The organism is Pseudomonas urethralis, assembly GCF_021602465.1.
In the GTDB taxonomy this organism is placed as follows: Bacteria; Pseudomonadota; Gammaproteobacteria; order Pseudomonadales; family Pseudomonadaceae; genus Aquipseudomonas; species Aquipseudomonas vlassakiae.
The window spans coordinates 287,713-308,755 of the sequence record NZ_BQIJ01000006.1 but is presented as its reverse complement, the minus strand read 5'-3'; the positions used below and the strand labels follow the sequence as shown (position 1 = coordinate 308,755).

The following is a 21,043-nucleotide window of genomic DNA, read 5'->3' as shown; positions in this document are numbered from 1 at the left end:
TACCGGAGGGACCATGAGCTACGTTATCGACCGACGCCTGAACGGCAAGAACAAGAGCACGGTCAACCGCCAGCGCTTCCTGCGGCGTTACCGTGAACACATCAAGAAGGCCGTCGAAGAGGCCGTGAGCCGCCGTTCCATCATGGACATGGAACATGGCGAACAGATCAGCATTCCGGGACGGGACATCGATGAACCGGTGCTGCACCATGGTCGGGGCGGCAAGCAGACCATCGTCCACCCAGGCAACAAGGAGTTCACCGCTGGCGAGCATATCCCTCGGCCACAAGGCGGCGGGGGCGGCGGTGGCCGCGGCAAGGCCGGCAACTCCGGCGAGGGGATGGACGACTTCGTCTTCCAGATCACCCAGGAAGAGTTTCTCGAATTCATGTTCGAAGACCTCGAACTGCCCAACCTGGTCAAACGCCACCTGACCGGCGCCGACACCTTCAAGACCGTGCGTGCTGGCATCGCCAACGAGGGCAACCCGTCACGCATCAACATCGTCCGTACCCTGCGCTCGGCGCACGCCCGGCGCATCGCCCTGACCGGCAGCAGCCGTGCGCTGCTGCGCGAAGCACAGAAGGAACTGGACCGGCTGAAGATCGAAGAACCCGACAACTTCACCGATATCCAGGAAGTCGAACAGGAAATCGAACGGCTCAAGGCACGCATCAACCGCCTGCCCTTCCTCGACACGTTCGACCTCAAGTACAACCTGCTGGTCAAGCAACCCAATCCCAGTTCCAAGGCGGTGATGTTCTGCCTGATGGACGTGTCCGGCTCGATGACTCAGGCCACCAAGGACATCGCCAAACGCTTCTTCATCCTGCTGTACCTGTTCCTCAAGCGAAACTACGACCGGATCGAAGTGGTGTTCATCCGCCACCACACCAGCGCCCGCGAAGTCGACGAGGAAGAATTCTTCTATTCCCGGGAAACGGGCGGCACCATCGTCTCCAGTGCGCTGAAGATGATGCAGGAAATCATGGCTGAGCGTTACCCGGCCGCCGACTGGAACATCTATGCCGCCCAGGCCTCCGACGGCGACAACTGGAACGACGACTCGCCGATCTGCCGCGAGATCCTGTCCAAGCAGATCATGCCGCATGTGCAGTACTACACTTACGTTGAGATCACCCCCCGTGAGCACCAGGCGTTGTGGTACGAGTACGAGCGAATCGGCGAAGCCTTCCCCGACACATTCGCCCAGCAGCAGTTGGTATCGGCCGGCGATATCTACCCGGTCTTCCGTGAACTCTTCCAGCGCAGGTTAGCCACATGACCGCCAGAGCACAGAGACGCCAACCCATATCCACCGGGTCCGAGTGGACGTTCGAACTGATCCAGACCTACGATCGGGAAATCAGTCGGCTGGCCGAGCGTTACGCCCTGGACACCTACCCCAACCAGATCGAGGTGATCACTGCCGAGCAGATGATGGATGCCTACGCGTCCGTCGGCATGCCGCTGGGTTACCACCATTGGTCCTACGGCAAGCAGTTCCTCAGTACCGAGAAGTCCTACAGCCGGGGCCAGATGGGCCTGGCGTATGAGATCGTGATCAATTCCGATCCGTGCATCGCCTACCTGATGGAAGAGAACACCATGTGCATGCAGGCACTGGTGATTGCCCACGCCTGCTATGGCCACAACAGCTTCTTCAAAGGCAATTACCTGTTCCGCACCTGGACCGACGCCACATCGATCATCGATTACCTGGTGTTCGCCAAGCAGTACATCGCCCAGTGCGAGGAACGGCACGGCATCGACGCCGTGGAGGACCTGATCGACTCTTGCCATGCGCTGATGAATTATGGGGTGGACCGCTACAAGCGCCCCTATCCGATCTCCGCCGAGGAAGAACGCCGGCGTCAGAAAGACCGGGAAGAGCACCTGCAGCGGCAGATCAACGACCTGTGGCGCACGATTCCGAAGAGTGCGGACAAAGGTGGTGACCGCGACGATGCCCGCTTCCCCTCCGAGCCGCAGGAAAACATCCTCTACTTCATCGAGAAGAACGCTCCGCTGCTCGAACCCTGGCAGCGCGAGGTGGTGCGCATCGTGCGCAAGATCGCGCAGTACTTCTACCCACAGCGCCAGACCCAGGTGATGAACGAAGGTTGGGCCACCTTCTGGCACTACACCCTGATGAATGACCTATACGACGAAGGCCTTATCACTGAAGGCTTCATGATCGAGTTCCTGCAGTCCCATACCAGCGTGGTGTTCCAGCCCGGTTTCGACAGCCCGTACTACAGCGGCATCAACCCGTATGCACTGGGCTTTGCCATGTACACCGACATCCGCCGCATGTGCGAAAACCCGACGGAGGAAGATCGCCACTGGTTCCCCGACATTGCCGGCAGTGACTGGCTTTCTACCATCAAGTTCGCCATGAGCAGCTTCAAGGACGAGAGCTTCATCCTGCAGTACCTGTCACCCAAGGTGATGCGGGACCTGAAGCTGTTCAGCATCCTCGATGACGACCAGCGCGACGACCTGCTGGTACCGGCCATCCATGACGAGGCAGGTTACCGGATCATTCGTGAGCAACTGGCTGCCCAGTACAACCTGGGCAACCGCGAGCCCAACGTGCAGATCTGGAGCATCGACCGCCGCGGCGACCGCTCGCTGACCTTGCGCCACCAGCAGCACAACCGCAAACCGCTGGGCGACTCCACCGAGGAGGTGCTCAAGCATCTGCACCGCTTGTGGGGCTTCGATATCCACCTGGAGACCGTACAGGGTGACCAGGTGGTCAAGACCCATCACATGCCGCCACGCGGGGAACATGCTGAGAGCGGCGACTACGGGCGCATGGACCTCGCCGTCATCCACCACCTCTGATGCAACGCCATTACTGCCAACAGGTTATCCTGTGGGCAGTAATGGAGGCTGCACATGCACATCTACAAAGTCGGCGGCGCAGTACGCGACCGCCTGCTCGGGCTCCCGGTCAGTGATATCGACTGGCTGGTGGTCGGCGCCACGGTCGAGGAAATGCATGCCCGGGGCTTCCGCCCGGTCGGCGCTGATTTCCCGGTGTTCCTGCATCCAGAGACCGGCGAGGAATATGCCCTCGCACGCACAGAGCGCAAGAGCGGACGCGGTTACGGCGGGTTCACCTTTCACGCCAGCCCGGACGTTACGCTGGAGGAAGACCTGATCCGCCGCGACCTGACCATCAATGCGATGGCCGAGGATGAACAGGGCGTGGTCTTCGACCCTTACCATGGCCAGGCCGACCTTGCACAACGCATCCTGCGCCATGTTTCCCCGGCATTCGCCGAAGATCCCTTACGTGTGCTGCGTGTTGCCCGCTTTGCCGCACGTTACGCCCCCTTGGGCTTCAAGGTCGCCGATGAAACACTGTCGCTGATGCGCCAGATCGCCGAATCGGGCGAATTACAGGCGCTGACAGCCGAACGCAGCTGGAAAGAGATCGAACGGGCGCTGATGGAAAGTCAGCCGCAAGTGTTCATCCAGGTACTGCAGGCCTGTGGCGCTTTGAACGAGTTGATGCCTGAGCTGGAGCAGCCTGCGCACACACTGATTGCCCTGCGCCGGGCGGCAGAGCGTCAACAGCCGCTGGCTGTGCGCTGGGCGTGCTTGTTGCGAGGGCTGGAGCCAGCGGCGATCAAAGCACTCAATCAGCGTTTCAAGGCCCCGCGCGAATGCCAGGAACTGGCCGTGCTGGTGGCTGAGTTTGCCGTGCAGGCCGACAACGCTTTGCAGCTGGCACCTGCAAATTTGCTGGAAATGTTGCAGAAGTTCGACGTTTATCGGCGGCCGCAGCGTTTCGAGGATTTCATTGCCGCGTGTGCAATGGCCACCTGTGAAAGTTATCCACAGGGCGATTATCTGCGGGGGGCAGCCAACGCAGCCCGGGCAGTGGATGTGAAACCGTTGGTGCAAGCCGGGTTGACCGGTCAGGGCTTGGGCGAGGCCCTCAAAGGCGAGCGGCTCAAAGCGCTCGAGGCTTACAAGCAGGGCTGACCACGCGGGCCTCCTCGCGGCTAAAGCCGCGAAGAGGCCGGCACAGGCTCACGCCTGAGTCAGCTGCAACCCCCGCCATTCGAACGCGACCGGCGCCAGCACCTGATCGATCCGCGCCTCCTGCCACAACTGCGCCATGCTCTTCCCTGCCCCAGGGTGCACCAGCTCCGGCGCCAAAAGCGACAACGGCCACAGCACAAACGCATTCTTCAGGATCTCTGCCCTGGGCAGTACCAACCCATCGAAGGTGCCGTGCAAATCGTTGTACATCAGCACATCAATATCCAGCGGCAGGCCCTTGCGATCCGGGGCATAGCGACCATTGTCCGCCTCGATGAACTTGAGCCGGCGATCCAGCTCCATCAGCGGCAGACCGGTCTTGCCGGTGACCACGAAGTTGATGAACGGCCCGCTCTTGATCCCCACCGCCTGGCTCTCGAATGCCGGGGAACACTGCATGTCACTGAGAATGGCCGCCAGCGCATCGAGCCCCGCACACAGGTGCTGGTGGCGATCGATGTTGCTGCCAAGGCCCAGGTAAACGGTGTTCAGAGACATCCGCGCTCGATCTCCACGCCAACACCGCCGCGGGCAGCGGGAACGGCCCCCGGCTTGGTCAGCTTCAACCGCACCCAGGGAATGTGGAACTCTTCCATCAGCGCGGCCACCAGGCGCTCGGCGAAGGTTTCCACCAGTTCGAAGCGCGCCTGCTCGGCAAATGCCTGGACCCGCGCCGACACACTGGCATAGTCGAGTGCCAGGTTCAGGTCATCACCGGCCGCTGCCGGGCGGTTGTCCCAGGCAAAACTCAGGTCCAGGCGCAGGCACTGGCGAATATCCCGTTCCCAGTCATAGGCGCCGATGACGGTATCGACTTCCAGGCCTTCGATGAACACTCTGTCCAAGCACTTCTCTCCACAGCACGACAAGGGCGACTGGCGCCGTTAGAATCAGGGCGTCCTCGCCCGGAATAGTTAGCATGTTTTGGTTACTGGCGTTGCTCGCCTACCTGCTCGGCTCGCTGTCCTTCGCCATCGTCCTCAGCCGCCTTTCGGGCAGCCCGGACCCTCGTTCCAGCGGTTCGGGCAATGCCGGCGCCACCAACATGCTACGCCTGGCGGGCCGTAAACTGGCGATCCTGACCCTGCTCGGCGACCTGTGCAAGGGGCTGTTGCCGGTTTTGCTCGCCCGCGCTGCCGGCCTTGGCCTGCAAGAGCAAGCCTGGGTCGGCGTGTGCGCAGTGCTCGGCCACCTGTTCCCGCTGTATTTCCGCTTCCGCGGCGGCAAAGGCGTCGCCACTGCCGCGGGCATGCTCATGGGCCTGTATTTCCCAGCCGCACTGCTGGCCATCGGCGCTTGGCTGTTGACCTTCTATCTCACTCGCACCAGCTCGCTGGCGGCGCTTGTGGCAACCCCGCTGACCTTGCCACTTCTGGCCTGGCGAGAGCCGGAGGCGCTGCTGCCGATCGCCGTGCTGACGGTGATGATCGTCTGGCGCCACCGCAACAATCTGCGCGACTTGTTTGCCGGGCGCGAAAGGCATTTCTGACGCGCCCGCACGCCTTCACAGCGGCGGCAGCTGCTCCATGGGCCAGCGTGCCTGCACGCTGATGGCCAAGTCCTGCTGCTGCCCGGCCAACAGACGCTGGCAACCGGCATAGGCGATCATCGCACCGTTATCAGTGCAGAACTGTGGCCGCGCGTAGTACACGTTGCCCTTGAGACCGGCCAGCATGTCTTCCAGAGAGGCGCGCAAGGCCTTGTTGGCGCTCACGCCACCCGCGATGACCAGGCGCTTGAGGCCAGTCTGCTTGAGGGCGCGCTTGCACTTGATGGTCAAAGTCTCCACCACCGCCTGCTGGAAAGCCAGGGACAGGTCGCAACGGGTTTGCTCGTTGTCGTCGCCAGCATTCTTGCACTGCTGCCAGGTGTTCAGGGCGAAGGTCTTGAGGCCACTGAAGCTGAACTCAAGGCCCGGCCGATCGGTCATCGGCCGCGGGAACACGAAGCGCCCAGGCACACCCCGCTCGGCCAGGCGCGCGATTTCCGGCCCACCCGGGTAGTTGAGGCCGATCAGCTTGGCGGTCTTGTCGAACGCTTCGCCGGCAGCATCGTCGAGGCTCTCGCCCAGCAGCTCGTACTGGCCGATGCCATCCACCCGCACCAGCTGGGTGTGGCCGCCGGAAACCAGCAAAGCGACGAACGGAAACTCGGGAGGGTTTTCCTCCAGCATCGGCGCCAACAGGTGGCCTTCCATATGATGCACACCGATCGCCGGGATATCCCAGGCAAAAGCCAGGGCCTGGGCGCACGAGGCGCCGACCAGCAGCGCACCGACCAGGCCAGGGCCGGCCGTGTAGGCGATGGCGTCGATCTCGGTGGCGACGCAGCCAGCCTCCTCCAGCACCTGGCGGATGAGCGGCAGCATGCGCTTGACGTGGTCACGCGAGGCAAGCTCGGGCACCACGCCACCGAACACGCGGTGCAGGTCGATCTGACTGAACAGCGCGTCGGCTAACAAACCGCGCTCGCTGTCGTATAATGCGACGCCGGTTTCGTCGCAGGATGTTTCCAATCCCAGTACTAGCATGGGCTCGTCCCTTGTGGGGGCTGAATTCGAAGCCGCGCATGATAGTCCCCGTGCCGGGTGCCGACCAGCGGTTTTCGATCAGAGGCTTTGCATTCCGGCGTACTAAGGGTTAACATCCGCAACCCTTGAAAACCGACGTTCTCCAGCACACCTTTGTTTTGCCAGGAGCACGTCTACCCCGGTAATGAATTAAGGTAGCCCTGGATGCCAGCCGTCAAAGTTAAAGAGAACGAACCCTTCGACGTAGCTCTGCGTCGTTTCAAGCGCTCCTGCGAAAAAGCCGGTGTACTGGCTGAAGTTCGTAGCCGCGAGTTTTACGAGAAGCCGACCGCCGAGCGTAAGCGCAAAGCAGCTGCAGCTGTTAAGCGTCACGCCAAGAAAGTTCAGCGCGAACAGCGCCGCGCCGTTCGCCTGTACTAATACAGACGTTCTACGCAAGAGCTTCTGCCCTGCCCGGCTCACTGCCGGGCCGATGGCAGCGGTTTGCTTGGCCTTGAGCAGCTAGCCCAAGGTGCCTGCAGCAACTTGCAGCGGGCAAATGGTTTCAAAGCGTCAGATCTGGTTTCGGCCAGTCGTGCACGTCCTGACTGACGAGCCCCCGGCAAGCCGGAGGCTGGCGACGAGCACACACTCCCTCGCACTTCCCCTAGCATCACTCGCCCCGTTAGCGTTTAGACTTGCCAGTTGCCAGATGACGAGACTGCCATGGCCGGGCTGATTCCCCAGAGCTTCATCGACGACCTGATCAACCGCCTCGATATTGTCGACGTGGTGAGTTCGCGCGTTCAGCTGAAAAAAACCGGCAAGAACTACTCCGCCTGCTGCCCGTTTCACAAGGAAAAGACCCCTTCTTTCACGGTCAGCCCAGACAAGCAGTTCTACTACTGCTTCGGCTGCGGTGCCGGCGGCAACGCCCTTGGTTTCGTCATGGACCACGACAACCTGGACTTTCCCCAGGCCGTCGAGGAACTGGCCCGCGCAGCCGGCATGGAAGTGCCCAGGGAACAAGGCCGTCGCGACAACAAGCCGCGCCAGCCAACCGATTCGCCGCTGTACCCATTACTCGATGCCGCCTCGGAGTTTTACCGCCAGGCCCTGCGTAGCCATCCGACCCGCAAGGCGGCGGTGGACTACCTCAAGGGCCGCGGCTTGTCTGGCGAGATCGCCCGTGACTTCGGCCTGGGCTTCGCGCCGCCGGGCTGGGACAACCTGCTCAAGCACCTGGGCGCCGACAGCCTGCAGCAAAAGGTGATGATCGACGCCGGCTTGTTGATCGAGAATGCCGAAAGCGGCAAACGCTACGACCGCTTCCGCGACCGGGTGATGTTCCCGATCCGCGACAGCCGTGGGCGCATCATCGCTTTTGGCGGCCGGGTACTGGGCGACGACAAGCCCAAGTACCTCAACTCGCCGGAAACCCCGGTGTTCCACAAGGGCCAGGAACTCTACGGGCTGTACGAGGCACGCAAGCACAACCGCAACCTCGACGAGATAATCGTCGTCGAAGGCTACATGGACGTGATCGCCCTGGCCCAGCAAGGCCTGCGCAATGCCGTCGCCACCCTCGGCACCGCGACCAGCGAAGAGCACCTCAAGCGCCTGTTCCGCGTAGTGCCCAGCGTACTGTTCTGCTTCGACGGCGACCAGGCGGGGCGCAAGGCTGCCTGGCGGGCACTGGAATCGACCCTCTCGGCACTGCAGGATGGCCGCCGTGCGCGCTTCCTGTTCCTGCCAGAAGGTGAAGACCCGGACAGCTTGGTACGCGCCGAAGGCACTGATGCCTTCATGGCCCGGATCAACCAGCACGCACAGCCACTGGCCGACTATTTCTTCGAGCAACTGAGCAACGAAGCCGACCCGCGCTCGCTGGAAGGCAAGGCACACATGGCCACCCTGGCTGCACCGTTGATCGAAAAGATCCCCGGTGCCAACTTGCGTCAGCTGATGCGCAACCGCTTGAAGGAAATCACCGGCCTCGACCCTCAGCAGGTCGAGCAACTGGCGCAGCAGGCCCCGGCGACCAGCAGCGTGCCCGATTACGACCCTGGCTATGACTACGATGCCATGGCCAGCTACACCCCCGACTACGGCGACCTGCCACAGCCGGACTACGCCCCCGTTCATCAGCAACAGGAGTGGAAGCCAAACAAAGGCGGGGGCAAGAAGCAGTGGGGCGACAAGCCCTGGGACAAGAACCGCAAGGGCGGCAAGCCATGGCAGCAGCGCGACGAAGCACCGCCGCGGGTGCCGGCACCGGTCGAACCACCGACCCTGGCCGCCCTGCGCACCTTGCTGCACCATCCATTGCTGGCCGGCAAGGTCGAGGATGCCAGCCACTTCGCCGGCGAAGAACACCTGTACAGCCAGCTGCTGGTGGCCCTGATCGAAGCTGCGCAGAAGAATCCTGGGCTAAGCTCAATGCAGTTGATCGCACGTTGGCACGGCACTGAACAAGGCCGCCTGCTGCGGGCCCTGGCCGAAAAGGAATGGTTGATCGTGGCCGACAACCTTGAACAACAGTTTTTCGACACTATAACTAGCTTGTCCGCCCGCCAACGCGAGCGCAGCCTGGAACAACTGCTCAGGAAATCACGTCAAAGCGAATTGACCAGCGAGGAAAAATCACAGCTCCTCGCCCTGCTGAGCCGGAATGTTCCCGCACAAACGCCGACCTCATCTGGCGCGTGAGGCCCATGCTCGGGTATAATCCTCGGCTTGTTTTTTGCCCGCCAAGACCTTCAGTGGATAGGGTGTTATGTCCGGAAAAGCGCAACAGCAGTCTCGTATCAAAGAGTTGATCACCCGCGGTCGTGAGCAGGGCTACCTGACTTACGCGGAGGTCAACGACCACCTGCCTGAGGATATTTCAGATCCGGAACAGGTGGAAGACATCATCCGCATGATCAACGACATGGGGATCAACGTATTCGAGAGTGCTCCGGATGCGGATGCCCTTCTGTTGGCGGAAGCCGACACCGACGAAGCCGCGGCCGAAGAAGCCGCTGCTGCGTTGGCGGCAGTTGAAACCGATATCGGCCGCACGACCGACCCGGTGCGCATGTACATGCGCGAAATGGGTACCGTCGAGCTGCTGACTCGCGAAGGCGAAATCGAAATCGCCAAGCGAATCGAGGAAGGCATCCGTGAAGTCATGAGCGCCATCGCTCACTTCCCGGGTACTGTCGACTACATCCTCGGCGAATACGACCGCGTCACCGCCGAGGGCGGCCGCCTGTCCGACGTCCTCAGCGGTTACATCGACCCTGACGACAACATTGCCGCACCGACCGACGAAGTGCCAGTACCTGGTGCCAAGGCGCCAGCGGCCAAGGAAGAGTCGGACGACGAAGACGAGGAAAGCGAAGGGGGCGATGACGAGGAAGAGACCGAAAGCGGTCCCGATCCGGTTGTCGCAGCCCAGCGCTTCGGTGCCGTTGCCGATCAGCTCCAGGCCACCGCCAAGGTCCTGAAAAAGCACGGCCGTGACGGCAAGGAAAGCATCGAGGCCCTGCAGGCCCTGGCTGACCTGTTCATGCCGATCAAGCTGGTGCCGAAGCAGTTCGACGTCCTGGTCGAGCGTGTGCGCGATGCCCTGAACCGCCTGCGTCAGCAAGAGCGCGCGATCATGCAGCTGTGCGTGCGTGATGCCCGTATGCCGCGTGCGGACTTCCTGCGCCTGTTCCCGGGCAATGAAACCGACCAGACCTGGTCCGGTGATTTGGCCAAGCGCAACACCAAGTGGGCAGCTGCCCTGGGTGAAAAGGACGCCGCCATCGTCGCTTGCCAGCAGAAGCTGATCGACCTCGAGACCGAGACCGGCCTGACCGTCGCCGAAATCAAGGAAATCAACCGCCGCATGTCCATCGGCGAGGCGAAAGCCCGCCGCGCCAAGAAAGAAATGGTCGAGGCGAACCTGCGTCTGGTGATTTCCATCGCCAAGAAGTACACCAACCGGGGCCTGCAGTTCCTCGACCTGATCCAGGAAGGCAACATTGGCCTGATGAAGGCGGTGGACAAGTTCGAGTACCGTCGCGGTTACAAGTTCTCGACCTACGCCACCTGGTGGATCCGTCAGGCGATCACCCGCTCGATCGCCGACCAGGCGCGCACCATCCGTATTCCGGTGCACATGATCGAGACGATCAACAAGCTCAACCGTATTTCCCGCCAGATGCTGCAGGAAATGGGCCGTGAGCCGACCCCGGAAGAGCTCGGTGAGCGCATGGAAATGCCTGAGGACAAGATCCGCAAGGTATTGAAGATCGCCAAAGAACCGATCTCCATGGAAACCCCGATCGGTGACGACGAAGATTCGCACCTGGGCGACTTCATCGAGGACTCGACCATGCAGTCCCCGATCGACGTGGCCACGGTCGAAAGCCTCAAGGAAGCGACCCGTGACGTGCTCTCGGGCCTGACCGCACGCGAAGCCAAGGTGCTGCGCATGCGCTTCGGTATCGACATGAACACCGACCACACCCTTGAAGAGGTAGGCAAGCAGTTCGACGTGACCCGTGAGCGGATCCGTCAGATCGAAGCGAAGGCGTTGCGCAAATTGCGCCACCCGACTCGCAGCGAGCATCTACGCTCCTTCCTCGACGAGTGATGACGAACCCCGGCCCAGGCCGGGGTTTTTCTTATCCGACAAATAGTTGTGATCGGCTACTCGGCTGGCTGAATGCCCGTCTACACTCGACTTCAGACCAACTGAATGCGAGGCCGCTATGCTGCCGAAGCCGGCCATTCTGTTGTTGCTCCTGATGCTGTGGAACACAACGGCCGGCGCCCTGACCCTGACAGACGAGGAAAAAACCTGGCTCGCTGCCCACCCGCAGTTGAGACTGGGCGTCGACGCTTCCTGGCCACCATTCGAGTTTCGTGACCAGGAGGGCCGGTACCAGGGATTGGCCGCCGATTACATCGCCCTGCTCCAGGATCGCCTGGGCGTATTACTGAAACCGGTCGAGCCGAGCAGCTGGACCGAAGTGCTGCAGCAGGCGCGCGAAGGCCGCATCGACTTGCTGCCCGGCATCATGTCGACACCCGAACGCCAGGGCTACCTCGCGTTCACCCGTCCCTACCTCGATTTCCCCATCGTCATCCTGGCCCATGAAGGCGGCCCGCAACCGCGCACGCTCAAGGACTTGTACGGGCTGAAGATCGCTGTGGTGGAAAACTATGCGCCCCATGAGCTGCTCCGCACCCACCACCCGGACCTGAACCTGGTGGCGATGCCAAATGTCAACTCGACCCTGCAGGCTCTGGCCACCGACGCCGTGGACGCGGTGGTCGGTGACCTCGCCTCCAGCATCTGGAGCCTGCGCCAGCTCAAGCTCGAAGGGTTGTATGTAAGCGGCGACACACCCTATCGCTATCAATTGGCAATGGCCGCGCCCCGTGACCAGCAGGTACTGGTCGGCATCCTCGACAAAGTGATGGCCGACATGTCCAGCGAAGAGATCAGCCATATCCAGCAGCGCTGGGTCGGCGCCGTGGTCGACCAGCGAAGCTTCTGGCACGACACGCTGCTCTATGGTCTGCCCGCCGTCCTGCTGCTGATCGCCATTCTCGCCGCGGTCATCCGTATCAATCGCCGGCTCAGCTCGGAAATTTCCAGGCGTATTGCCCTGGAGCAGGAACTGCGCAGCAGCGAATATCATTACCGCGGCCTGATCGAGAGCCTGTCGGCAATCGCCTGGGAGGCCGACGCCAACGACTTCACCTACAGTTATGTCTCGCCGCATGCCGAGGACCTGTTGGGCTACCCGCTGCACGATTGGCTCAAGCCCGGCTTCTGGCGCAGCATCCTGCACCCCGACGATGCGCTCTGGGCCCAGGCCTTCTGCGAAAGCGAAACCGCCGCGGGGCGTGATCACAGCCTCGATTACCGCGTGCTACGCGCCGACGGCCAGGCGCTTTGGGTACGCAACATCGTCAGCATGATCGAACATGGCCACCGGCCGGTGATGCGGGGCCTGATGATCGACATCAGCGAGACCAAACGCACCGAAGACGCCCTGCGTCTGTCGGAACAAAAGTTCGCCTCGGTGTTCGAGCAGTGCCCGGACATTCTGCTGATCGCACGGCATAGTGATGGCGTGCTGCTCGAGGTCAACGAAGCCTTCGAAGAACAGATCGGCCTGAAACCGGGCGAGGTCATCGGCCGTACCGCTACCGAGCTCAACCTGTGGGGGGTCGAAGGCATGGGCCCGAGGCTTCTCGAACGCCTGCACCAAGGTGGCATCCGCAACCTTGAAATGACTTTCCGCCGCAGCAACGGCCAGTTGTTCACCGGCCTGACCTCGGCCGAAACCTTCGAGCTCGACGGTACCCCGGCGCTGGTCGTGGCGGTTCGCGACATCAGCCAGCTCAAGGAAACCCAACAACAATTGCAGACCTCCGAGGAAAAGTTCGCCAAGGCTTTCCACGCGTCGCCTGACGGCCTGCTGCTGTCGCGCCAAAGCGACGGCCTGCTGCTGGAAGTCAACGAAGGCTTCTGCCGCCTGACCGGTTACGAATTCAACCAGCCTATCGATCAGACTTCCTTCGACCTGGGGATCTGGGTCGACCTCAACGAACGCAAACGCCTGATCGACCAACTGGGTCGCGATGGTTTCGTGCGTGACTTCAGCTGCCACCTGCGCCGCAGCGACGGGCAGATTCGCCTCTGCGAGCTCTCGGCCCGGCCACTGCCGATCGGCGGTGTCGACTGCATGCTGACCATCGCCCGCGACATTACAGAACGCCACCTGATGCAGGAAAAACTGCAACTGGCTGCCACCGTGTTCGAAAACACTGCTGAAGGTGTACTGATCACCGACACCGACCAGCGCATCAGTGCAGTCAACCGTGCCTTCAGTGAGATCACCGGCTACAGCGAAATCGAGGCGCTCGGCCAGACCCCGCGCATCCTCGCCTCCGGCCAGCACGACAGTGCTTTCTATGCCGCCATGTGGCACCAGCTCACCGCCGAAGGGCACTGGCAGGGCGAGATCTACAACAAGCGCAAGAATGGCGAGCTGTACCCCGGCTGGCTGACCATCAGCGCCGTACGCAACAACGACCGCAACATTACCCACTTCGTCGCCGTGTTCGCCGATATTTCCAGCCTCAAGCATGCCCAGGCCAAACTCGACTACCAGGCCCACCACGACCCACTGACCGGCCTGCCCAACCGCGCCCTGTTCGAGAACCGGTTGCAGGCGGTGCTGACCTGTGCGCAGGTATCCAACCGCCAGGGCGCCGTGCTGTTCCTCGACCTCGACCGTTTCAAGCACATCAACGACAGCCTCGGCCACCCGGTCGGCGACCTTTTGCTCAAAGGCATCGCCCAGCGCCTCAAGGAGCAGGTGCGCGACGTCGACACCGTGGCCCGCCTGGGTGGCGACGAATTCATCATCCTGCTGCCCGGCCTGCACAAGCCCAGCGATGCCCATGCCATCGCCAGCAAGTTGCTGGCCTGCTTCGTCGCCCCGTTCCAGGCCGGCGAGCATGAGTTCTTTACCAGCGCCAGCATTGGCATCAGCCTTTACCCGCAGGACGGCACCGACGTCGCCACGCTGATCCGCAACGCCGACGCCGCCATGTACCGCTCCAAGGCTAAAGGCCGCAACCGCGTGGAAGCCTACACCCGTGACCTGACCGTACAGGCCAGCGAACGCATCGCCATGGAGCACGAACTGCGTCGCGCCATCGAGCGCAACGAGATGAGCCTGAGCTTCCAGCCCAAGCTGAGCCTCAAGACCCAGACCCTGGTCGGGGCCGAAGCACTGGTTCGCTGGAGCCACCCGACATTCGGCGAAGTACCGCCCGAGCATTTCATTCATCTGGCCGAAGAGAACGGCACCATCCTGCAGCTGGGCGACTGGGTGCTGGAGCAGGCTTGCCAGCAGATGCATCGCTGGAAAAAGGCTTATCAAGCCTTCGGGCCATTGTCGATCAACCTGGCTGGCGCGCAGCTGCGCCACCCCAACCTCGCCAAGCGCATCGAGCACCTGTTGAAGGTGTATCAGCTGAAAGCGGGCGACCTGCAACTGGAGATTACCGAGAACTTCATCATGAGCCAGGCCGAAGAAGCCTTGGCCATTCTGCATCAGCTAAAACAGTTGGGCGTGCAGCTGGCGATCGACGATTTCGGCACCGGTTACTCATCGCTGAGTTACCTCAAGCGCCTGCCGCTGGACATCCTCAAGATCGACAAGTCGTTCATTCGCGGCCTGCCGGACGACCCCCATGACGCCGCCATCGCCCGCGCCATCATCGCCCTCGGGCGCAGCATGCAGCTGACGATCATTGCCGAAGGCGTCGAGAACCAGGCGCAGCAGCGCTTCTTGGCAGCAGAGGGCTGCGAGCAGATCCAGGGTTACATCGTCAGCCTGCCGTTGCCACCGGACGAGTTCGCAGCGACGTTTCTTCGCATAGCACTGTCTGATCTTTCGGATGGCACGCTTTCAAAACCCTCGTTATAATCCGGGCACTTACTGAGGGCCTATAGCTCAGTCGGTTAGAGCAGAGGACTCATAATCCTTTGGTCCACGGTTCGAGTCCGTGTGGGCCCACCAGATATGACGAAAGCCGCGCCAGTGTGCGCGGCTTTTTCGTGTCCGGATGTTGACCGTTCAAGGCCTTGCCCCGCTCGGCTGCGGCTGGCTAGGCTAGGGGACCCTTCGTAGAGACTTACCATGTCGGACACTCGCCCCATCGCCCTCGACGAAATCGACCGTCAGCTGATCGCTCTGCTGCAGATCAACGCCCGTGAAAGCGTCGCCACCCTCGCCCGCCAGCTTGGCATCGCCCGCACCACGGTCAACTCGCGCCTGGAACGGCTGGAAAAGCACAAGGTCATCACCGGCTACGGAGTGCGTCTCGGCCAGCGCCTGATCGGCGGTGGGCTGCAGGCTTATGTCGGGATCAAGGTGCAGCCACGCTCCGGCAAGGAAGTGGTAAGGCGCCTGAGTGCCATGGGGCAGGTGCAGCAGCTGTGTGCCGTGAGTGGCGAGTTCGACTACGTGGCCTGGCTACGCAGCGATTCACCGGAGCAGCTCGACCAACTGCTGGACCAGATTGGCAGCGTCGAGGGGGTGGAGAAGACCACCACGTCGATCATCCTCAGCAGCAAGGTCGATCGTGGGCAGCCCGTTTGAAACAATACAGCTCGGCTGCGCTGAACTGTTCATTAAAAATGATGCTCGGGTCGTCATACCGACGGTAAATATTACATTTCGCCATCATTCTGCATCTTAATTACGATCTCGCCGCTTCATAAAATGACCGTCAGCCATCTCCTATACTCAGGCTCCGCCCCTGCGCAGCCGCTCTGGCAAGGTCACTTCATGAACAAGAAAAACCGCCACCCCGCCGACGGCAAGCAACCTGTCACCATCTTCGGCCCGGATTTCCCCTTCGCCTTCGACGACTGGCTGGAACACCCGGCGGGCCTGGGCAGCATCCCGGCCGAACGCCATGGCGAAGAAGTCGCCATCGTGGGGGCAGGTATCGCCGGCCTGGTTGCGGCCTACGAATTGATGAAGCTGGGCCTCAAGCCCGTGGTGTATGAGGCCTCGAAGCTCGGTGGCCGGCTGCGTTCGCAGGCCTTCAACGGTACCGACGGTATCATCGCCGAGCTCGGCGGCATGCGCTTCCCGGTGTCCTCGACCGCCTTCTACCACTACGTCGACAAGCTGGGGCTGGAAACCAAGCCCTTCCCCAACCCGCTGACCTCAGCCTCGGGCAGCACGGTGATCGACCTCGAAGGCCAGACCTACTATGCAGAAAAGCCCAGTGACCTGCCGAAACTGTTCCACGAAGTGGCCGACGCCTGGGCAGACGCGCTGGAAAGCGGTGCGCAGTTCGCCGAAATCCAGCAGGCGATCCGTGATCGTGATGTAGCTCGGCTGAAAGCGTTGTGGAACAAGCTGGTACCCCTGTGGGACGACCGCACCTTCTACGACTTCGTCGCCACCTCGCGCTCGTTCGCCCAGTTGAGCTTCCAGCATCGTGAAGTGTTCGGTCAGGTCGGTTTCGGCACCGGCGGTTGGGACTCGGACTTCCCCAACTCGATGCTGGAAATCTTCCGCGTGGTCATGACCAACTGCGACGATCATCAGCACTTGATCGTCGGTGGCGTGGAACAGGTCCCTCAGGGTATCTGGCGCCATGTGCCGGAGCGTTGCGCCCATTGGCCAGAGGGCACCAGCCTCAGTTCGCTGCATGGCGGCGCACCGCGCAGCGGCGTCAAGCGCATCGCCCGTGCTGCCGACGGGCGCGTGGCGGTCACCGACAACTGGGGTGACACCCGCCACTACGGTGCAGTGCTTGCGACCTGCCAGAGCTGGCTGCTGACCACCCAGATCGACTGCGAAGAATCGCTGTTCTCGCAAAAGATGTGGATGGCCCTGGACCGCACCCGCTACATGCAATCATCAAAGACCTTCGTCATGGTCGACCGGCCGTTCTGGAAGGACAAGGATCCGCAGACCGGCCGCGACCTGATGAGCATGACCCTGACTGATCGCCTCACCCGCGGCACCTACCTGTTCGACAACGGTGACGACAAGCCGGGGGTGATCTGCCTGTCCTACGCCTGGATGAGCGACGCCCTGAAGATGCTCCCGCACCCGGTGGAAAAGCGCGTGCAGCTGGCCCTGGACGCACTGAAGAAGATCTACCCCAAGACCGATATCGCCGGGCACATCATCGGCGACCCGATCACCGTTTCCTGGGAAGCCGACCCGCACTTCCTCGGCGCATTCAAGGGCGCGCTGCCAGGCCACTACCGCTACAACCAGCGCATGTACGCCCACTTCATGCAGCAGGATATGCCCGCCGAGCAACGCGGCATGTTCATCGCCGGCGACGACGTGTCGTGGACCCCGGCCTGGGTCGAAGGTGCGGTGCAGACATCGCTGAATGCGGTGTGGGGTATCATGAACCACTTCGGTGGCCACACCCACCCGGACAACCCAGGCCCGGGTGATGTGTTCGATGAGATCGGGCCCATCGCCCTGGCCGACTGAAACCAAGGAGGCAGCATGCGCATCGCTCTGTTCCAGGGCGCACCCAACCCGCTGGACGTGCCCGGCAACCTGCAACGGCTGCGCCACCAGGCGCAGCTGGCGGCCGAGCGTGGCGCGCAATTGCTGGTGTGCCCGGAGATGTTCCTGAGCGGCTACAACATCGGCCTGGCGCAGGTCGAACGGCTGGCCGAAGCCGACGATGGTCCTGCGGCCATGGCGGTGGTGGAGATTGCCCAGTCGCACCGCATCGCCATTGTTTACGGCTACCCGGAGCGCGCCGATGACGGAGCGATCTACAACAGCGTGCAGCTCATCGATGCCCATGGCCGCAGCCTGTGCAATTACCGCAAGACCCACCTGTTCGGTGAACTGGACCGGGCGATGTTCAGCCCTGGCGCCGACCATTTTCCGGTGGTCGAGCTGAACGGCTGGAAAGTCGGGATGCTGATCTGCTACGACATCGAGTTCCCGGAAAACGCCCGGCGCCTGGCGCTGGCAGGAGCCGAGCTGATCCTGGTGCCGACGGCGAACATGACGCCGTACGATTTCGTCTGCCAGGTGACCGTGCGCTCGCGGGCGCAGGAAAACCAGTGCTACCTGGTATATGCCAATTACTGCGGGGCCGAGGGCGAGATCCAGTACTGCGGGCAGAGCAGCATCATCGGGCCCGATGGCAGTCTGCTGGCCATGGCGGGGCGAGATGAATGCCAGTTGCTGGCAGAGCTTGAGCAGGAACGAGTGGTGCAGGGGCGTGAGGCGTTTCCTTACCTGACCGATTTGCGCCAGGAACTGCATTTGCGCCAAGGCTGACAGGGGCCGGACCTTTCTTGCAAATGGGTTAGCATGGACACCTGCCCTGGAGTTCCCATGCCTGATACCACCCGCCACCTCACCCTCGCCAACGGCCTGCAGTTGACTCTGCGCCATGCGCCGCGCCTGAAGCGCTCTGCGGCCGCGTTGAGGGTACATGCGGGCAGCCATGACGCCCCAACCGCATGGCCAGGCCTGGCCCATTTCCTCGAACACCTGTTTTTCCTGGGCACGGCACGCTTCCCGCTGGAAGACGGCCTGATGCGCTACGTCCAGGCCTTGGGCGGCCAGGTCAACGCCAGCACCCGCGAGCGCACCACCGATTTCTTCTTTGAAGTACCACCTGCGGCATTGGCCGGTGGCCTGGAGCGCCTGTGCCAGATGCTTGCCGAGCCGGATCTGGGCATCGAGCGGCAGCGCCGCGAGCGGGAAGTCATCCACGCCGAATTCATCGCCTGGTCACGCAACCCGCAGGCGCAACAGCAATTCGCTTTGTTGCAATCTGTGGGTGGCGATCACCCCTTGAGCGGCTTTCACGCCGGTAACCGCTACTCCCTCGTACTGGGCGATAGGGCTTTCCAGCAAGCCCTCACAGGCTTCCATCAGCGCTTTTACCAGGGTGGCCAGGTCACCCTGAGCCTGTGCGGCCCGCAACCGCTGGATGAACTGGAACAGCTTGGCAGGCACTACGCCGGCGTCTTCAAGCCGAGCCCCCCTGTGCTACAAGCCTTGCCACCTGCCTTGGCCGCCAACCCGCCACTGCTGTTCGCACACGACGGCCTGCCAGCAGGGGCAGAACAGGCACTGGAGCTGCTGATCGCCCACCTCGGCGACAACCGCCCCGGCAGTTGGCTGGATGCACTGGAGCGACGTGGCTGGCTCAAAGGGTTCAAGGCCGAGAAGCTGCATGCCTTTGCCGGGCAACTGCTCTGGCACATCGACCTGGAGCTCGCCCCGGATGCCAACAGCGATGAGGCTCTGAAGCTGCTGCACGGCTGGTTCGACTTCATCGGCAAGACAGACCCCGGCCCACTCAACCGCACGTTTGGCAGCTTGCAACAACGTCGTCAACGCAGCGCCAGCGCACTGGAGCTGGCCCGCCGCGACAGCGCCGGGCAGCCGTTTGCAGCACTGGATGACCAAGCACTGAGGGCGCTCGAAGCGCTGCTCGAGCAGCTGCCGCGATGCGCATACGGGCAATGGCAGCTGCCTGAGCCCGAGCCCTTGTTGTCGGATGAACAGCCATCTGCCCCAAGTGCTGAGTTGCCGGCTGCATTGTGCATCAGCGACTTGCTGCCACCCTCCAGGCAATACGCAGCACTGTATCTGCGTTGGCACGTGCCATCGGCATTGCGCCAGCGTCTGTACAGCGTACTGCAACGCGCCCTGCGCCCCCTGCAAAGTCGTTGCGAGCAGGCCTGCGTGCAATTGCAATTCAGCGCGTCGGGCGACCATTGGCAGTTGTGCTGCGCTGGCCATCCGGTAGCCGTGGTACACGCCGCAGGCCAGGCCCTGGCCCTGATGCGAGCGCCCTCCCACTGGCAGACGTCGCCACCTGAGGCGCCCGCGCTGATGCCGATCAGGGCGTTGATCAGTCAGCTACCTGACGCCGTGCTCGGCACTCCCCCGGCCACAATGCCGTCTGCCACCCTCGACCAGGCGCTGCTCGATGGCGTCTGGCAACACAGCCATTGGCACGGCCTGGCCGTCGGCTTCGAGCCCAGTGCCGTGCAGGCCCTCGGCGCCGTGCTGCAGGCATGCCCCGGGCAAGGCGGGGCGCCCACGCCGGCTGCCGGCTGGGCTGGTCGCCGCTGGCACCATGCCGAGGTGCCAGGCAGTGAACATGCCCTGCTACTGTTCTGCCCACTGCCTGCCGCACGGCAAGGCAGCGGTCGCCTACTGGCGCAGCTGCTGCAAGGCCCGGTATATCAACGCCTGCGGGTCGAATTGCAGCTGGGCTACGCGGTTTTCAGTACCTTTCGTCAGATCGAGGGCATCGGTGGCCTGCTGTTCGGGGTGCAGTCGCCGCACGCCAGCCAGGCCGAGATCCTCGATCACCTGCGCGAGCTGCTGGGCCGCGGCGTCACCCTCGACGCGGCCGCCCGACAAGCATTGGCTGAGCAGTTCGACGAAAACGCCATGGCCAACGCCGACGTCACCGAATGGGCATGGCAGACACACCTGGCCACCCAACCTGGCGACCTGCTTGCGCTGCGGCGGTCTATTCTGATCACGCAACAGGCAGATCTTGACGGCCTGCTACGCGACCTGCTCGGTACCGATTGGCCGTGGCTTTGCCTGGCCAACAGTGCCGCGCCAGAGGCGTCCTGGCACTGATCTCGCGCGGATTGTTACGTTTGCTGCAAGGGCGCTTATCAAAGAATTAACCTTTCGGTACAAATTTTTCTTGTAAGATAACGCTATCTCAGCCAACGGAACCTCCTGCTCCAGGCGGCACCCAACGAATAGCTGAAGTAACCCAACCCCATCCGGAAGGAGAACTCCCATGTGGATCAAACCTGCATACACTGACCTGCGTATCGGCTTCGAAGTGACCATGTACTTCGCCAACCGCTAAGCCCTGCTTTGCGGATCGACGCCTCGGCCCGCCGGGGCGTCGTTGTTTTCC

Annotated in this window: 16 protein-coding genes and 1 tRNA gene; 14 read left to right on the top strand and 3 right to left on the bottom strand. The window is 62.3% G+C overall.

What is annotated here, in order from left to right; all coding sequences use genetic code 11:
• Nucleotides 1–13 precede the first annotated feature (13 nt).
• From L6D64_RS12940 to L6D64_RS12930, 3 genes are read left to right on the top strand one after another with little or no spacing between them, the layout of a single operon-like run.
• Entirely contained in the window at nt 14–1,285 is a 1,272-nt protein-coding gene (locus tag L6D64_RS12940) for a YeaH/YhbH family protein (RefSeq protein ID WP_099813724.1), read from the top strand.
• Nucleotides 1,282–2,850, top strand: coding sequence for a SpoVR family protein (locus L6D64_RS12935; protein WP_099813725.1), 1,569 nt, complete (start codon nt 1,282–1,284; stop codon nt 2,848–2,850). Before L6D64_RS12940 ends, L6D64_RS12935 begins: the two co-directional genes overlap by 4 nt.
• A 54-nt stretch (nt 2,851–2,904) precedes the next feature.
• Complete coding sequence (locus L6D64_RS12930; protein WP_176506073.1) at nt 2,905–3,999, top strand: multifunctional CCA addition/repair protein; 1,095 nt, start codon at nt 2,905–2,907, stop codon at nt 3,997–3,999.
• Nucleotides 4,000–4,047: 48 nt separating this feature from the next.
• Here L6D64_RS12930 and folK read toward each other — a convergent pair whose 3' ends face one another.
• Nucleotides 4,048–4,557, bottom strand: coding sequence for a 2-amino-4-hydroxy-6-hydroxymethyldihydropteridine diphosphokinase (gene folK, locus L6D64_RS12925; protein ID WP_176506072.1), 510 nt, complete (start codon nt 4,555–4,557; stop codon nt 4,048–4,050).
• Nucleotides 4,548–4,904 carry a dihydroneopterin aldolase gene (gene folB, locus L6D64_RS12920; RefSeq protein WP_103448718.1) on the bottom strand — a complete coding sequence of 119 codons (357 nt, stop codon included), beginning with the start codon at nt 4,902–4,904 and terminating at the stop codon, nt 4,548–4,550. The genes folK and folB overlap by 10 nt, the downstream gene beginning before the upstream one ends.
• Before the next feature lie 74 nt (nt 4,905–4,978).
• Here folB and plsY point away from each other — a divergent pair, with 74 nt between their 5' ends.
• Nucleotides 4,979–5,548 carry a glycerol-3-phosphate 1-O-acyltransferase PlsY gene (gene plsY, locus L6D64_RS12915; protein ID WP_054885227.1) on the top strand — a complete coding sequence of 190 codons (570 nt, stop codon included), beginning with the start codon at nt 4,979–4,981 and terminating at the stop codon, nt 5,546–5,548.
• A gap of 15 nt (nt 5,549–5,563) precedes the next feature.
• On the opposite strand, the gene tsaD is transcribed toward plsY, so the two are convergent.
• Nucleotides 5,564–6,589 carry a tRNA (adenosine(37)-N6)-threonylcarbamoyltransferase complex transferase subunit TsaD gene (gene tsaD / locus L6D64_RS12910; RefSeq protein WP_176506071.1) on the bottom strand — a complete coding sequence of 342 codons (1,026 nt, stop codon included), beginning with the start codon at nt 6,587–6,589 and terminating at the stop codon, nt 5,564–5,566.
• Between the two features lie 204 nt (nt 6,590–6,793).
• On the opposite strand from tsaD, the gene rpsU reads away from it, so the two are divergent.
• The 10 genes from rpsU (at nt 6,794) to pqqA (ending at nt 20,992) form a co-directional block, all read left to right on the top strand.
• Nucleotides 6,794–7,009 (top strand): 30S ribosomal protein S21, encoded by a 216-nt coding sequence (rpsU, locus tag L6D64_RS12905; protein WP_003255575.1) that lies wholly within the window; start codon nt 6,794–6,796, stop codon nt 7,007–7,009.
• Between the two features lie 285 nt (nt 7,010–7,294).
• A complete protein-coding gene (gene dnaG / locus L6D64_RS12900; RefSeq protein WP_176506070.1) occupies nt 7,295–9,277 on the top strand; it encodes a DNA primase in 1,983 nt (660 codons plus the stop codon).
• Nucleotides 9,278–9,344: 67 nt separating this feature from the next.
• Complete coding sequence (rpoD, locus tag L6D64_RS12895; protein ID WP_176506069.1) at nt 9,345–11,195, top strand: RNA polymerase sigma factor RpoD; 1,851 nt, start codon at nt 9,345–9,347, stop codon at nt 11,193–11,195.
• Between the two features lie 118 nt (nt 11,196–11,313).
• Nucleotides 11,314–15,057 carry a bifunctional diguanylate cyclase/phosphodiesterase gene (locus L6D64_RS12890; protein ID WP_176506068.1) on the top strand — a complete coding sequence of 1,248 codons (3,744 nt, stop codon included), beginning with the start codon at nt 11,314–11,316 and terminating at the stop codon, nt 15,055–15,057.
• A 16-nt stretch (nt 15,058–15,073) separates the two neighbouring features.
• Nucleotides 15,074–15,150: transfer RNA gene (locus L6D64_RS12885), tRNA-Ile, on the top strand.
• A 120-nt stretch (nt 15,151–15,270) separates the two neighbouring features.
• Entirely contained in the window at nt 15,271–15,732 is a 462-nt protein-coding gene (locus L6D64_RS12880; protein WP_176506067.1) for an Lrp/AsnC family transcriptional regulator, read from the top strand.
• A 189-nt stretch (nt 15,733–15,921) separates the two neighbouring features.
• Entirely contained in the window at nt 15,922–17,604 is a 1,683-nt protein-coding gene (locus tag L6D64_RS12875) for a flavin monoamine oxidase family protein (RefSeq protein ID WP_176506066.1), read from the top strand.
• A gap of 15 nt (nt 17,605–17,619) precedes the next feature.
• On the top strand, nt 17,620–18,414 hold the full coding sequence (locus tag L6D64_RS12870; protein WP_176506065.1) for a carbon-nitrogen hydrolase family protein: 795 nt from the start codon (nt 17,620–17,622) through the stop codon (nt 18,412–18,414).
• Between the two features lie 57 nt (nt 18,415–18,471).
• Nucleotides 18,472–20,751: a pyrroloquinoline quinone biosynthesis protein PqqF gene (gene pqqF, locus L6D64_RS12865; RefSeq protein WP_176506064.1), complete on the top strand. Its 2,280-nt coding sequence runs from the start codon at nt 18,472–18,474 to the stop codon at nt 20,749–20,751.
• 169 nt (nt 20,752–20,920) lie between these two features.
• Complete coding sequence (gene pqqA, locus L6D64_RS12860) at nt 20,921–20,992, top strand: pyrroloquinoline quinone precursor peptide PqqA (protein ID WP_168085465.1); 72 nt, start codon at nt 20,921–20,923, stop codon at nt 20,990–20,992.
• Nucleotides 20,993–21,043 lie beyond the last annotated feature (51 nt).

What these genes read in the sequence shown, in the direction of transcription:
- L6D64_RS12940 (WP_099813724.1), top strand. Translation starts at nt 14, where the DNA reads ATGAGCTACGTTATCGACCGACGCCTGAACGGCAAGAACAAGAGCACG.
- L6D64_RS12875 (WP_176506066.1), top strand. Translation starts at nt 15,922, where the DNA reads ATGAACAAGAAAAACCGCCACCCCGCCGACGGCAAGCAACCTGTCACC.
- pqqF (WP_176506064.1), top strand. Translation starts at nt 18,472, where the DNA reads ATGCCTGATACCACCCGCCACCTCACCCTCGCCAACGGCCTGCAGTTG.
- L6D64_RS12870 (WP_176506065.1), top strand. Translation starts at nt 17,620, where the DNA reads ATGCGCATCGCTCTGTTCCAGGGCGCACCCAACCCGCTGGACGTGCCC.
- rpoD (WP_176506069.1), top strand. Translation starts at nt 9,345, where the DNA reads ATGTCCGGAAAAGCGCAACAGCAGTCTCGTATCAAAGAGTTGATCACC.
- folK (WP_176506072.1), bottom strand. Translation starts at nt 4,557, where the DNA reads ATGTCTCTGAACACCGTTTACCTGGGCCTTGGCAGCAACATCGATCGC.
- plsY (WP_054885227.1), top strand. Translation starts at nt 4,979, where the DNA reads ATGTTTTGGTTACTGGCGTTGCTCGCCTACCTGCTCGGCTCGCTGTCC.
- L6D64_RS12935 (WP_099813725.1), top strand. Translation starts at nt 1,282, where the DNA reads ATGACCGCCAGAGCACAGAGACGCCAACCCATATCCACCGGGTCCGAG.
- dnaG (WP_176506070.1), top strand. Translation starts at nt 7,295, where the DNA reads ATGGCCGGGCTGATTCCCCAGAGCTTCATCGACGACCTGATCAACCGC.
- L6D64_RS12880 (WP_176506067.1), top strand. Translation starts at nt 15,271, where the DNA reads ATGTCGGACACTCGCCCCATCGCCCTCGACGAAATCGACCGTCAGCTG.
- rpsU (WP_003255575.1), top strand. Translation starts at nt 6,794, where the DNA reads ATGCCAGCCGTCAAAGTTAAAGAGAACGAACCCTTCGACGTAGCTCTG.
- L6D64_RS12890 (WP_176506068.1), top strand. Translation starts at nt 11,314, where the DNA reads ATGCTGCCGAAGCCGGCCATTCTGTTGTTGCTCCTGATGCTGTGGAAC.
- tsaD (WP_176506071.1), bottom strand. Translation starts at nt 6,589, where the DNA reads ATGCTAGTACTGGGATTGGAAACATCCTGCGACGAAACCGGCGTCGCA.
- L6D64_RS12930 (WP_176506073.1), top strand. Translation starts at nt 2,905, where the DNA reads ATGCACATCTACAAAGTCGGCGGCGCAGTACGCGACCGCCTGCTCGGG.